Annotated in this window: 13 protein-coding genes; 7 read left to right on the plus strand and 6 right to left on the minus strand. The window is 67.6% G+C overall.

Translation table 11 applies throughout. The features are described from left to right. Positions 1 to 39: 39 nt before the first annotated feature. The 6 genes from OXR08_RS13150 to OXR08_RS13175 are packed head-to-tail and all read left to right on the plus strand — an operon-like array spanning position 40 to position 3,600. Positions 40 to 495, plus strand: a complete 456-nt coding sequence (locus OXR08_RS13150) for a hypothetical protein (RefSeq protein WP_267350458.1) — start codon at positions 40 to 42, stop codon at positions 493 to 495. A 55-nt stretch (positions 496 to 550) separates the two neighbouring features. Further along, the gene (gene crcB / locus OXR08_RS13155) at positions 551 to 925 is read left to right on the plus strand and encodes a fluoride efflux transporter CrcB (RefSeq protein ID WP_267350460.1); all 375 of its coding nucleotides are present in this window, start codon (positions 551 to 553) and stop codon (positions 923 to 925) included. Further along, complete coding sequence (locus tag OXR08_RS13160; protein WP_267350461.1) at positions 922 to 2,016, plus strand: RluA family pseudouridine synthase; 1,095 nt, start codon at positions 922 to 924, stop codon at positions 2,014 to 2,016. The genes crcB and OXR08_RS13160 overlap by 4 nt, the downstream gene beginning before the upstream one ends. Positions 2,017 to 2,033: 17 nt before the next feature. Next, complete coding sequence (locus tag OXR08_RS13165; protein WP_267350463.1) at positions 2,034 to 2,702, plus strand: HAD-IA family hydrolase; 669 nt, start codon at positions 2,034 to 2,036, stop codon at positions 2,700 to 2,702. Continuing rightward, on the plus strand, positions 2,699 to 2,917 hold the full coding sequence (locus OXR08_RS13170; protein ID WP_112381329.1) for a hypothetical protein: 219 nt from the start codon (positions 2,699 to 2,701) through the stop codon (positions 2,915 to 2,917). Before OXR08_RS13165 ends, OXR08_RS13170 begins: the two co-directional genes overlap by 4 nt. Further along, the gene (locus OXR08_RS13175) at positions 2,914 to 3,600 is read left to right on the plus strand and encodes an ATP12 family protein (RefSeq protein ID WP_267350465.1); all 687 of its coding nucleotides are present in this window, start codon (positions 2,914 to 2,916) and stop codon (positions 3,598 to 3,600) included. The genes OXR08_RS13170 and OXR08_RS13175 overlap by 4 nt, the downstream gene beginning before the upstream one ends. Before the next feature lie 259 nt (positions 3,601 to 3,859). On the opposite strand, the gene gmk is transcribed toward OXR08_RS13175, so the two are convergent. From gmk to OXR08_RS13190, 3 genes are all read right to left on the minus strand, one after another. Beyond that, positions 3,860 to 4,507 carry a guanylate kinase gene (gene gmk / locus OXR08_RS13180; protein WP_112381331.1) on the minus strand — a complete coding sequence of 216 codons (648 nt, stop codon included), beginning with the start codon at positions 4,505 to 4,507 and terminating at the stop codon, positions 3,860 to 3,862. An 80-nt stretch (positions 4,508 to 4,587) separates the two neighbouring features. Continuing rightward, positions 4,588 to 5,172 carry a response regulator gene (locus tag OXR08_RS13185; protein ID WP_267350467.1) on the minus strand — a complete coding sequence of 195 codons (585 nt, stop codon included), beginning with the start codon at positions 5,170 to 5,172 and terminating at the stop codon, positions 4,588 to 4,590. Next, positions 5,169 to 6,773, minus strand: a complete 1,605-nt coding sequence (locus OXR08_RS13190; RefSeq protein ID WP_267350469.1) for an ATP-binding protein — start codon at positions 6,771 to 6,773, stop codon at positions 5,169 to 5,171. The genes OXR08_RS13185 and OXR08_RS13190 overlap by 4 nt, the downstream gene beginning before the upstream one ends. Before the next feature lie 127 nt (positions 6,774 to 6,900). Between OXR08_RS13190 and OXR08_RS13195 the strand changes: the two genes are divergently transcribed. Further along, positions 6,901 to 7,599 (plus strand): hypothetical protein, encoded by a 699-nt coding sequence (locus OXR08_RS13195; protein WP_267350471.1) that lies wholly within the window; start codon positions 6,901 to 6,903, stop codon positions 7,597 to 7,599. Between the two features lie 33 nt (positions 7,600 to 7,632). Here OXR08_RS13195 and OXR08_RS13200 read toward each other — a convergent pair whose 3' ends face one another. The 3 genes from OXR08_RS13200 to thrS all read right to left on the minus strand — a co-directional run bounded on the left by OXR08_RS13200 (position 7,633) and on the right by thrS (position 13,371). After that, entirely contained in the window at positions 7,633 to 10,437 is a 2,805-nt protein-coding gene (locus OXR08_RS13200; RefSeq protein ID WP_267350518.1) for a TonB-dependent receptor, read from the minus strand. A gap of 258 nt (positions 10,438 to 10,695) precedes the next feature. Further along, positions 10,696 to 11,229: a translation initiation factor IF-3 gene (gene infC / locus OXR08_RS13205; protein ID WP_112381333.1), complete on the minus strand. Its 534-nt coding sequence runs from the start codon at positions 11,227 to 11,229 to the stop codon at positions 10,696 to 10,698. 141 nt (positions 11,230 to 11,370) lie between these two features. Continuing rightward, a complete protein-coding gene (gene thrS, locus OXR08_RS13210) occupies positions 11,371 to 13,371 on the minus strand; it encodes a threonine--tRNA ligase (RefSeq protein WP_267350473.1) in 2,001 nt (666 codons plus the stop codon). Positions 13,372 to 13,505 lie beyond the last annotated feature (134 nt).

A 13,505-nucleotide genomic window follows, 5' to 3' on the forward strand; every position in this document is an offset into this window, starting at 1 on the left:
CCGAGATCTACACGAGCCTTATCGTCGGCAGCGTCAGATGTGTATAAGAGACAGCTGCGCAAGGCCCCGGCGCCCTCCGCAAACTGCCCGGAATGCCGCGCCAGGGACGGCGCCCTGACCGCCGGTGCGCTGGCCGGTACCCAATCCGCTACCGCCTCCTGTGCCCGAAACGTCCGCTACTCCGCCACCTACGCCAACCGCCTGCCCCCCACCCTCCCCCTCTACCCCGGCGCACAGGTCAGCGAGGCGGCGGGCGCCGATGCCGATGGCTGTGCGCTGCGCGTGGTCACCTTCCGGGCGGGCGGCACGCCGGGGCGGGTGATCGACTGGTATTTCACCCATGCCCGGCAAGGCGGCTATTCCGCCGAGCACAAGGCGGAAGGGCCTCGCCACGTCATCGGCGGCACGCGGGGGCCGGCCGCCTATATCGTCTATGTCTCGCCCCGGCCGGGCGGGGGCAGCGATGTGGATTTCATCACCAACGCAGGCATTTGATCGATCGCGCGCGTTGCCTTTTGCGAAGCGGGGCCGCTTGCGCTAGGGCGCCGCGATGCAATCGCTTCTTCTCGTCATGCTGGGTGGCGCGCTTGGATCGGGGGCCCGGCACCTGACCGGGCGCACGATGCTCGCGCTGGCCGGCCCCGGCTTTCCTGCCGGCACCCTGACGGTCAATCTGGTCGGCGGGCTCGCCATGGGGCTGCTCGCCGGGGTGTTGGCCCGTACCGGCGGTGCGGAGGGCTGGCGCCTGTTCGTCGGCGTCGGCGTGCTGGGCGGGTTCACCACCTTTTCGTCCTTTTCGCTGGACACGGTGATGCTGGTGGAAGCGGGCCGGTCGCTGGCGGCGATCGGCTATGTCGCGGCCTCGGTCGCAGGTTCGCTCCTGGCGCTGGTCGCCGGACTATCACTGGCGCGGGGGCTGGCATGACGGACAAGGTTCGCGAATTCACCGTCGGCTATGACGATGACGGCATCCGGCTCGATCGCTGGTTCAAGCGGCATCTGCCCGATACCAGCTTCACCACCGTCGCCAAATGGGCCCGCACCGGGCAGCTTCGCGTCGATGGCAGCCGCGCCACGCCGGGCGACCGCATCGCCGCCGGCCAGCTTCTTCGCGTCCCCCCTCCCGAGGCGCCGCGCGACGAGGAGGCACGACCGCGCCGCGAGCGCCCGCCGCTGAGCGAGGACGCGGTCGCCTTCGCGCGCGACATGGTGATCTACAAGGACGCCCAGGCCCTGGTGCTGAACAAGCCCCCCGGTCTCGCGACGCAGGGCGGCACCAAGACGCATGAGCATGTCGACGGCCTGCTCGACGCCCTGCAGTTCGAGGCGGAGGGTCGCCCCAAGCTGGTCCACCGGCTGGACAAGGACACCAGCGGCGCGCTGCTCGTCGCGCGCTCGTCGCGCGCCGCGGCATTCTTTGCCAAGGCCTTTTCCGGCCGCACCGCGCGCAAGGTCTACTGGGCGCTGATCGTCGATGTCCCCTCGATCGAGGACGGCATGATCGAACTGCCGATCGCCAAGCAACCGGGCAGCGGCGGCGAGAAGATGCATGTCGACGAGGAGAACGGCCAACCCGCCCGCACGCGGTACCGGGTGATCGAACGCGCCGGCAATCGCTGCGCCTGGGTCGAGTTGCAGCCCTTTACCGGCCGCACGCATCAGTTGCGCGTCCACATGGCGGCGATCGGCCACCCGATCGTCGGTGATGGCAAATATGGCGGCGCCGCGGCATTCCTGACCGGCGGGATCAGCCGCAAGATGCACCTGCATGCCAGACGGATCCGCGTCGACCACCCCGATGCCGGGCGTATCGACGAAACCGCCAGCCTGCCCACCCATTTCGCCGAAAGCCTGGCGAGCCTGGGCTTCGAGGAAGCACGCGGCGATGCGCTGCCGCTGGACGAGGGCAAGGGCCCGCCCACCCGCGAGCAGACAAAGGCGCGTGCCAAGGCGCATGCCAAGACGGTGCGCAAGGAACGCCGCGGCGAACGGCGCGGGCGCGGCAGCCGCGACTGACCCCTGCGCCCGCCGCCATGTCCCCTCCCCTTCGTCTCGCCGTGTTCGATTGCGACGGCACCCTGGTCGACAGCCAGGCCAATATCTGCCGCGCCGCCGAGCAGGCGTTTCGCGGCCTTGGCCTCGACGCACCACCGCGAGAGGCGGTGCGCAGCATCGTCGGGCTGAGCCTGGTCGAGGCGATGCGCGTGCTCGCGCCGGCGCAGGACGATGCCATGCAGCGCCGGCTGGCGGCCAATTACAAGGACGCGTTCTTCGCCATGCGGCATGCCGGCACGCTGGACGAAGAGCCGCTGTTCGAGGGGATCGGCGCGCTGGTGGCCCGGCTGGACGCGCAGGGCTGGCTGCTCGGCGTCGCCACCGGCAAATCCGATCGCGGGCTGGCGCATGTGCTGGACCATCACGGCCTCGCCCGGCATTTCGTGACGTTGCAGACCGCGGACCGGCATCCCTCGAAACCCGATCCGTCGATGCTGCTGACGGCGATGGCAGAGGCAGGGACCACCCCGCAGGATACGGTGATGATCGGCGACACCAGTTTCGACATGGCGATGGCAAAGGCGGCCGGCGTACGCGCCGTCGGCGTCGCCTGGGGCTATCACAGCATCCGCGAGATGATCGACGCCGGCGCCGATGTCGTGGCGGAGCGGGTGGCGGACCTGCCCGCATTGCTGGTGCCGGCATGAGCCCCGTCGACGCCCAGGCCCGGCGCCGCTGGATGGCCATTGTCGGCGTGCGGATGATGGGGATTGCCGGAGCGGTGTTCGGCCTCGTACTGGTATCGCGCGCGCCGACGCTGGCGCCGCGTATCCTGGGCATCGCGATCGTGCTGTCGGCGCTGCTGGTGGTGGCGATCGTGCCTGCCAGTCTGGCGCAGCGTTGGCGGAGTGGTGGGGAATGAAGCGGTTCTGGCGCCAGGTATCGGTGGACGATGACCGGGTGATCCGGCTGGACGATCGCCCGGTGCGCACACCCGGCCGCACCCCGCTGGCCCTGCCGACCCAGGCGGCGGCAGAGGCGGTGGCGGCGGAATGGGCCGCGGTTGCCGACATGGTGGACCCGCGCGCGATGCCGCTGACCGGGCTGGCCAATGCCGCGATCGACCGGATCGCGCCTGACCCTGCCCATTTTGCCGAAGGGCTGGCGCGCTACGGCGAGAGCGACCTGCTCTGCTACCGTGCGGACGATCCGGCGGAACTGGCGGCGCGACAGGCGGCGGCATGGGACCCGGTGATCGCCTGGGCCCGCGCCCGCTACGACATCGCGGTGGAGACGACCGCCGGGATCATCCACCGGCCGCAGCCACCGGCGACGCTGACACGGCTGGGGGATGCGGTCGCCGCCCTCGATCCGTTCGCCATGGCCGCCCTGTCGCCGCTGGTCACGCTGACCGGTTCGCTGCTGCTCGCCCTCGCGCTGGTCGAAGAGGCGTTCGACGCCGATACGATATGGGCCGCCGCCCATGTCGACGAGGATTGGCAGGTCGAACGCTGGGGCGAGGACATCTTGGCCGCCGAACGCCGCACCGCCCGCCGCGCCGAATTCGATGCCGCGCTACGCTTTCTGCGTGCGGTGCGGGGCTAAGCAGGCCGCATGCCCCGCTGGTCCCCGTTCGTCTCGCCTGGCGATGGACGACACCGGATTGATCCCCCCTCCCGTTCGTCTCGAGTAGTCGTCGAGTAGCGGCAAAGCCGCGTATCGAGACGACGTATCGAGAGACACTTCGCCGCACGCGGCCCTGTCCCGACACGAACGGACCAAAGTGATGTGATCCTGCTCCAGCCGCCAGACAGCGACATGGCCGGGGGATCGAGAAACAGGGGCGTCGCCACGCCCCCGCCCCCTACCGCGTCAGCTTGCGGATGAAGCCGATCAGGCCGGTCTGGCGCGACCGCTTCAGGCGCTCGGCCGCCAGGATGGTGCGGACGCCCTCGAAACAGCGCTCCACATCGTCGTTGACCAGCACATAGTCATAGCCGTCCCAGTGGCTGACCTCGTTGGTGGCGCGCGCCATGCGGGCGTCGATCACCTCCTGCGCATCCGTCGCGCGACGCTCCAGCCGCTGGCGCAGTTCCTCCATCGACGGGGGGAAGATGAACACGCGCACCACATCGCCGCCGGCGATCTGGAACAGCTGCTGCGCACCCTGCCAGTCGATGTCGAACAGCACGTCCTTGCCGGCCGCCAGCATCTCCTCCACCTGCGCGCGCGGCGTGCCGTAGCGATTGTTGAAGACGTGCGCCCATTCCAGGAACTCGTCCTCCGCCGCCATGCGCCGGAATTCTTCCAGATCGACGAAGTGATAGTCCTTGCCGTCCACCTCACCGGGGCGCATCGGCCGCGTCGTCGCGGACACAGACATCGCCAGTTCCGGATCGGCGGCGAGCAGCATGCGCGCGATGGTGGATTTGCCCGCGCCCGACGGCGAGGACAGGACGAACAGGACGCCGCGGCGCTTGAAGCCGTGCGGATCGTTGGGCGTGCTGGGCATGGCCGCCTTTGGCGCGGGGGCCGCCGCCACGTCAAGCTTTGGAAGAACCACGGGGGCAAATGCCCTGTGCCGCGTGTCCTTCAGGCCACCAACGCGATCAGCTGCGCCAATCCATTGGCGCCGGTCTTCGCCAGCACGGCGGCGCGGTGATCCTCCACCGTCTTGGGGCTGAGGCCGAGCAGCCCGGCCACCGCCTTGTTGCTGTGCCCCTGGACCAGCAGGTCGAACACCTGCCGTTCACGCGGCGACAGCGTCATGGTGCGGCCATGCTGGTCGCGCCGTCCTCTCGACCAGGCCACCCCCTCGGCGACGGCCGCGAGCAGCCGCGCCTCGTCCAGCGGCTTTTCCAGATAATCCAGGCCGCCATGCCGGCGCACCGAATCGACCGCATTGGCGGTCGTCGGCCATGCGGTCATGAAGATGATCGCCGCGCAGGGGTCGATCGCCCGTACCCGGTCGGCAAAGCCGAAACCGTCCAGATCGCCCATCATCACATCGGTGACGATGCAGTGCGCCGGGGCCTGTGGATAGACCTCCAGCAACAGGGCCGGATCCAGAAAGGGCTCCGCATCGAAGCCATGGCGACCGAGCAGCCGGGCGACGCTGGCGCCCAGATCGCGGTCATCGTCCACGACATAGACGGTGCCGGGCGACAAGACGGTCATGCGGGATCTCCGATCAGCGGCAGGGTCAGGATGGCGCGGACGGTGCCGCGGGTGTCGATGTCGCGATCCAGCGAACCGCCATGCGCCGCCACGATCGCACGCGCGACAAGCGTGCCCACCCCCATGCCGGGCTGTGGCGCGCGGCTGGGTGAACAGCGGTTGGTGATCGTCACGCGCGCGCGATCGCCGACGGCGTCGACGCTCAGGTCGACCGTCGCATCTCCGCAGGCCTGGATGGCGTTGCGGAGCAGGTTCATCACCGCCTGCGCCAGTTCCACTTCCTGCCCCAGAACGGCAAGGTCCGGATCGACCGGCGCCACGTTCAGGCGGACATGCGCCGCCTTCGCCTCGGGCGCGGCGAGCCCGACCACGCTGTCGATCAGGGCGACGAGCGGGAGCGGCGTCGGCTCGTCCACCACGCGCCCGCCGAAACGGCGCAGCCGGCGGACGAGGGCGGACAACGTATCGGCCTTGCGATCGATCAGCTCGGCGCTGGCGGCGATCTCCGGCCCTGCGTCGCGCGCGATCGCGTTCAGGTGGCGCGCCTCGATCGCCAGCGTGGACAGCGGCTGGCTGATCTCATGGATCACGGCGACCGACATGGCGCGCAGCGTCTTCAACCGTTCGGCCTGGAACAGCAGCCGGTCGCGCCGGGCGACATCGGTGCGGGCACGGCGCTGGCTGTCGGCGAAGCTGCCCGCCAGATACCCGACCACCGCGATCATGCTCAACCCCAGGTGGAGGTTCAGGCGCTGCGGCGTGGCCACCGCGCCGGCCGTGCGCGACAGGGTCAGCACGACGACGACCAGCAACGCCGCCCAGGCCGCATGCCGCCCGAATCTCAGCCCAATCCACGCCACCGCCAGCAGCACCGGCATCGGTTGCCACCCCAGCCCCAACAGGTCGAGCGCCGCGACGACGCCGATCGCACCGCCCAGCGTAAGCACCGCCTCCACCAGCGCTGCGGTTCGCATCCGCGGCCATTGCGGGGCGGCACGACGGGCCCCGAGCCCTGCCGCCCACAGAACGGGCGGCGCCACGATCAACACGCCCAGCAGGTCGCCCACCGTAAAGGCGGTCAGCGACAGCACGATCGACTGCGCGCCCGCCACCCCGGTCATGTCCGGCCGCAGCATCGCCTGCGGCAAGGCGACCAGGGCCGCGAAGTGCGGCGCCGCCACCGCGGCCAGCCCGAACGGCATCGGCGCGACCAGCAACTCGGCCCGCCGCCCGCTCGCCAGCCGGCGGATCGCGGCCACGACCAGGCCATAGGCCAGCACCGGCCGCACGATGCCCACCACCGCTATCGGCCAGTCGGGCGACGCAAAGACGATCACCCCCTTCGCCACATCGACCGCCAGCTCGATCAACGCCACCGCCGGCGTCAGCCGCGCCCCCAGCCGCCACAACAGCGCAAACCGCAACCCCGCCGCAGGGAACCACAGCGAATAGAACCCCTCCCCGCTCCACCACACCGCCACCGCATGCGCCAACGCAAACCCGACCGCATAGAGCGAAAGCGCAACTGCATCGCTCCGTCGGGGCAGCCATGTGCGAAGACCGAAATGCATGGCCGGATGATCGAACGGCATGGTGGCCATGAACCCTTGTGACAGGAAGCGCGCCCGAACCGAAGCCGGGAAAATCCCGGATGCGGCAAGCGAACATCTTTCGGCAAGCCGAACATGGTAGCGTCACGCGGTGACAGGTCGGATGGGGATGGCGACGATGGACGATGATGCGCGCGCGCTGCTGGCCGCCATTGAGGCGCTGGACGTGGATCTACCGAATGCGGCGCTGCGCTTCACCGATCGGCTGGCACGGGAACAGGGCTGGTCGCGTCGCCATGCGGTGGCCGTCGATCGTGAATATCGCCGCTTTCTCTACCTCGCCGCGACCATCGATCATCCCATGACGCCCTCCGATGCGGTGGATCAGGCATGGCACCTGCATCTGACCTATACGCGCAGCTATTGGGATGATCTGTGCGGTCGCATATTGCGCCGCCCGCTGCATCATGGCCCGACACCCGGGGGGCGGGATGCGAAGGAATATTATCACGACCGCTATAGCGCGACGCTGGCGCGATACGCCGCAGTCTTTGGCCATGCACCGCCCGCCGCGATCTGGCCCGCGCCGGAACGCCGTTTCGCTATTCAGGGCGTGCGTGTCGACCGGTCGAAGACATTGGTCGTTGAAAAGCGGACATTGGCGCTGACCGCGCTGCCCCTGGCGGCGATGCTCACGACCGCAGCCTTTCCGCTGGCAGGGTTGATGCCCGTGATCCTGACGGTGACTATCGCCGCGGTCGTGATCGCCGCGCTGCGCGCTGCCCGGCGCAAGAAGCGCGATCACGACGGGGAATTCGATCTCGACTTTGGCAACGGCGACGGCGCCGATGGGTGCAGTGGCTGTGGCGGCGATTGACCGGGCCGGCAAGGTTCCGGCCCGGCAATTCGATCAGAACCGGGTGCGCAGCGTCAGGCCATAGGTGCGCGGTTCGCCCAGATAGGAGGTGAAGATCTGGTTCCCCACCCCGCCGAAGCGTTGCACCTGCCCTTGCGATCCGGCACCCTGGAACGGCGCGTTGAAGGCGACCTGCTGATAATCCTGATCGAACAGGTTCATCACCCACGCCTCCACCGCCCAGGCACGGTTGGGCCCGCGCAGGCCGATGCGCGCATTGGCGACGAGGAAGCCGTCCTGCTCCTTTTCGAAGAATAAATCCGACCCAGTGTTATAGTCCGAACTCATCCGGCCATCGGCGTAGAACAGCGCCGACAACCCGGAGGAGCCCAGCTCGGGCGTCCAGCTCGCCGACAGGGTGACGACGTTGCGCGGCGCGTTCGACAACTGGTTGCCCGGCAGCAGGAACAGCGCGGGGTCCAGCGGCGCCCCGGCGGCACTGCCCACCAGATTGCGGCGCAGGCGCGTGTCGGCAAAGGTATAGCCCATGTTGACCGAGAAGTTGCGCGCCGGATACAGCCCCGCCTCCACCTCGACACCCTGGCTGCGCACGCCGAACTTCACGTCGGACGCACAGGCGCCGGTCGTGGCGCTGGCGTCGCGATCGCCGCCGTTCAGGCTGGTCGAGCAACTGCCGATATTCTCCACCACGAAGTTGGTGCCGTTGAAGGTGTTCAACTGGAAGTTGTCGAAGTCGGAACGGAAGGCGGCGACGTTCAGCGTGAAATCGGCCGAAGTGAACTTGAAGCCCGCTTCATAGGCATTCACCAGTTCGGGGTCGAAGCGCAGGTTGCGCACATCGGCATTGCTGCGCGGGAACAGCGCGGTGCCGAGGTCGGACCGGTCGAGATTGTATCCGCCCGCCTTGTACCCGCGCGAATAGCTGGCATAGACGAGCCAGTTGTTGTTCGGCTTCCACGACAGGACGCCGGTGCCGGTCAGTTGATCCTCCTTGAAGGAGTCGTTCAGGTTCAGCGCGTTGAGCGCGGACGAGCTGTTGCCGGTACAGCCAAGCGTGATGATGCCGCCGGCCAGGCTGGCCAGCGCCGGATTGGCGAGCAGGCCGCCCAGGCCACCTTGCGCGGTGCCCGCCTGAAGCTGCGGACACAGGGTGTTGGTGTTGTTGAAGAACGCGCGGAACGCCTTTTGCTCGCGTGTGTAGCGCAGGCCGGCGGTGATGCTGATCGTCTCGGTCAGGCGGAAGATGTTGTGGGTAAACGCGGCGTAATTCTCGCTGTCCTGATAATAATCGGCCCGGGTATCGCCCAGATTGTTGAGCGCGGACAGACGGCGCAGATTGCCGATGATCAGCGGCGCGGCGGCACCGAGCTGCTGGGTCAGCGCGCCCTGTCCGATGGGGCTGAGACAGCCGGAGCCGGGCGTGGTGCTGCGCAGGGCAGCGGCAGGGTTCACCGTGGCGACGATGCGGCAGGCGGCGAACAGGCCGTACTGGCTGCCGAACTGCAGATTGTCGCGCACCACCAGGTCTTCGTTGGAATAGAAGCCGCCGACCAGCCAGTCGAGCTTGCCGTCGAATGCCGAGCCTTGCAGGCGCAGTTCCTGGGTAAAGGTGTGGAACTGGCGGAACGCGTTGCCGTCATCGTCCCGGTAGCCGATGTCGAGGCTGCCATAATCGATATCGGCGGCGTTGCCCGACTTGTATTCGCGATATGCGGTGATCGAGGTCAGCGAAGCGCCGCCCAGATTCCAGTCGATCTGCATCGACCCGCCATAATCCTTGGTGACGTTGCCGTAAGCCCGGCCCGGCGAGTTGGCGATGCGCCGGTTATAGGGATCACCCGCACTCGGGAACACGGCGCCGAGCTGTTGCATCACCTGCACGATACGGTTGCCCGCCGGGTTGATCGCGAAGTCGCCGGGCACGCCGGGGGTGGGATCGATCTTTTCGCGCAGGTCGACATAGACCGCGCCGCAGCACTTCTCGTTGCGGCGGGTGAAGTCGCCGATCAGGCGCACCGCGATGTCGCTGGACGGCTCGAACAGCAGTTGCCCGCGCACGAAATAGCGATTGCGGTCGTTGTAATCGGTATTGTTGACGACATCGTACAGGAAGCCGTCACGCTTGTTGAACACCCCGTCGATGCGGAAGGCGAGCATGTCGGGGATGATCGGCCCGGTCAGCGCACCCGCCAGCCGGACATTGTTGTAGTTGCCGTAGGTCGCCTCGCCATAGCCGCCAAAGGTGTAGGACGGCGCCTTGGTGATGATGTTGATCAGGCCGGCGGACGCGTTGCGGCCAAACAGCGTGCCCTGCGGTCCGCGCAGCACCTCGATCCGGTCGACCTCGCCCAGATCGTTCAGGCCGGAGCCGGTACGGCTGCGATAGACCCCGTCGATGAACACCGCCACCGAGCTTTCCAGGCCGGGATTGTCGCCCACCGTGCCGATACCGCGGATACGCGCCGATGCGTTCGCCTCGCTGCCCGTCGAGGATACCAGCAGCGACGGCGCCAACTGGCCCAGCGCGCGAATGTCGGTGGCGCCGGAATTCTGCAGCGACTCCTGGCCGATCGCGGATACCGCGATCGGCACGTCGGACAGTCGCTCGGCACGGCGGGTGGCAGTCACCACGATATCGCCGGCGTTGAGCGGCGCCTGTGCGGCGGCGCGCGTCGTGTCGGCATCGGTCGCGTCGCTGGTCTGCTCGCCGACCGCGGCGTTGGCGGTGCCCTGGGCCGGCACCTGGGCCTCGGCGGGCGTGGTGGGAACATCCTGCGCTGCGGCGGGGACCGCGATGGCAAAGGTGGCGGCAGATAGCAGGAACGCACTCGCGCGCATCGGCTTCACTCTCCTGTCCTGAACCCGGCTGCCGGCTTTTACCGATCCGCCTTTTCGTTTTTGTAGTTCGGAGTCAGGCTACGTGCGCACCGTTGATAAAGTCTATCTATTTCGAAGATGGAGTATCGGATTTTTTGGTGTGTCACCGGGGCGCCACACCGGCGGGTTCGGCCATATCCGCAGCGGCGTCGATGGTGCCGCATACGAAAAGGGCGCCCGCATCGCTGCGCGCGCCCCGTTCGACGGATTCACCGTGGCTTACTTGGGTGCCAGCACCATCAGCATCTGGCGGCCTTCCATACGCGGATAGGCCTCCACCTTGGCGACCTCGTTCACCTGCTCGGCGACGCGCTGAAGCACGTTCATGCCAAGCTGGCCGTGCGAAAGCTCGCGGCCGCGGAAGCGCATGGTGACCTTCACCTTGTCGCCCTCACCGATGAACTCGACTACCTTCTTCATCTTGGTGTCATAGTCGTGATCGTCGATGTTCGGACGCATCTTGATCTCCTTGATCTCCTGCGTCTTCTGCGACTTGCGGGCGAGGTTCGCCTTTTTCTGCGCCTCGTACTTATACTTGCCGACGTCCAGGAACTTGGCGACGGGCGGGTCCGCGTTGGGCGACACCTCGACCAGGTCCAGGCCGACTTCCTGAGCCTGCGCGATCGCCTCGCGAGTGTACATCACGCCGAGATTCTCGCCCTCATGGTCGATCACGCGAACCTTCTGGCTCTGGATCCACTCGTTGAAGCGGGGACCATTCATCGGCGGCGCCTGCATCGGGCGGCGCATCATGGGAGGACGTATGGGTATTTCTCCTGTGGCAGTTGCCTTCTCAATATAGGGCAAATGCGGTTGGTTTGAAAGATGGTGTGCGGGGAGTCTTTTCGGGGGCACAACCTGCTCCCTCTCCCCGTCGGGGAGAGGGGGCTTGGATCACCGCAGATCCGGCGGGGTCGCCTCGCCCTTGAGCATCGCGACCGCCTCGTCCAGCGTCACGATCTCCTGCGCCTGGCTGCCGAGACGGCGGATGGCGACCTTGCCTTCCTCCGCCTCGCGCTTGCCGACGACCAGCAGCACCGGCACCTTGGCCAGGCTGTGCTCGCGCACCTTGTAGTTGATCTTCTCGTTGCGCAGGTCGGTCTCGACGCGCAGCCCCGCGGCCCTCAGCGTTGCCGCCGCCTGCTCGGCATAGCCGTCCGCATCCGACACGATCGTCGCCACCACCGCCTGCACCGGCGCCAGCCAGAGCGGGAAGCGCCCGGCATGATGCTCGATCAGGATGCCGATGAAGCGCTCGAACGTCCCCAGGATCGCACGGTGCAGCATGACCGGGCGGTGCCGGTTGCCGTCCTCCGCCACATAGGAGGCATCGAGACGCTCGGGCAGCACCCGGTCCGACTGGATCGTGCCCACCTGCCACGTCCGCCCGATCGCGTCGGTCAGGTGGAACTCCAGTTTGGGCGCGTAAAAGGCACCCTCGCCCGGCAATTCCTCGAACTTCGCCTTGATCGTCTCGGACAGGCTGGATTGCAGCACCGCACGGCGCAGCTCGTCCTCCGACTGGTCCCACATCGCGTCCGAGCCGAAGCGCTTTTCCGGGCGCAAGGCGAGCTTCACCGCATAATCCTCGAAGCCGAGGTCGCGGTACACCGAATCGAGCAATTCGCAGAAGTTGCGCACTTCCTCGACCAGCTGGTCCTCGCGCACGAAGATATGCGCATCGTCCTGCGTGAACTGGCGGACGCGCATGATGCCGTGCAACGCACCGTGCGGCTCGTTGCGGTGGCAGCAGCCGAACTCGGCCATGCGGATCGGCAGGTCGCGGTACGACTTGATCCCCTGGCGGAAGATCAGGACATGCGCGGGGCAGTTCATCGGCTTCAGCGCCATCAGGTCGGCATCGCCGGAAATGACCGCGCCCTCGTCCTCCGTGTTCGGGATCTCGTCGGGCACGACGAACATGTTCTCGCGATACTTGCCCCAGTGGCCGGATTGCTCCCACTGGCGCGCGTCCATCAGCTGCGGGGTTTTCACCTCTTCATAGCCCGCCGCATCCAGCCGGCGGCGCATATAGGCCTCCAGCTGGCGCCACAGCATATAGCCCTTGGGATGCCAGAAGACCGACCCCTGCGCCTCAGACTGGAGGTGGAACAGGTCCATTTCCGCGCCGATCTTGCGATGGTCGCGCTTGGCGGCTTCCTCCAGCCGGGTCAGATGCTCCTGCAACTGCTTCTTGGTCAGCCAGCCGGTGCCGTAGATGCGGCTGAGCATCGCGTTCGCCTGGTCGCCGCGCCAATAGGCGCCCGACACGCGCGTCAGCTTGAACGCCGCCGGGTCCAGCTTGCCCGTCGTCGGCATGTGGGGGCCGCGACACATGTCCAGCCATGCGCCCTGGCGATAGATGGTCAGTTCCTCGCCTTCGGGCAGTTCGGCCGCCCATTCCGCCTTGAACGTCTCGCCCTGCTCGGTCCAGCGGTCGATCAGGTCCTGGCGCGACCAGACCTCGCGCACGAACGGCTCGTTGCGGGCGATGATGCGGCGCATCTCGTCCTCGATGGCGGGCAGGTCGTCGTCGGTGAACGGTCCGCGCTCGGGATTGGGGGCGAAATCATAATAGAAGCCGTCCTCGGTCGCCGGGCCGAAGGTGATCTGCGTGCCGGGAAACAGGTGCTGCACCGCCTCCGCCATGACGTGCGCGAAGTCGTGGCGGGCAAGCTCCAGCGCGTCGGCCTCGTCCTTGAAGGTGATGAGCGCAAGCTGCGAATCCCCGGCGAAGGGCCGCGACAGGTCGCGCACCTCGCCGTCCACCCGCGCCGCGATCGCCGCCTTGGCGAGCCCCGGGCCGATCGCGGCGGCCACGTCCGCGGGCGTAGTTCCGGGCGCGACCTCGCGGACGGAACCGTCGGGCAGCGTGATGCGGAACATGGCGGACATTATGCGACTCTCATGATGGAGGGATGCACACGGCAAAGCCCGCGCGCGGGGGCCGTATAGGCGGATTGGCGCCTTTGGTCACGTCCCGCGTTTTGCCATCGGTTTTCGGTGAAATACTATGCGCGCAAAATCGT

This window comes from Sphingomonas sp. GM_Shp_2 (assembly GCF_026540875.1).
Classification (GTDB): Bacteria; Pseudomonadota; Alphaproteobacteria; order Sphingomonadales; family Sphingomonadaceae; genus Sphingomonas; species Sphingomonas carotinifaciens.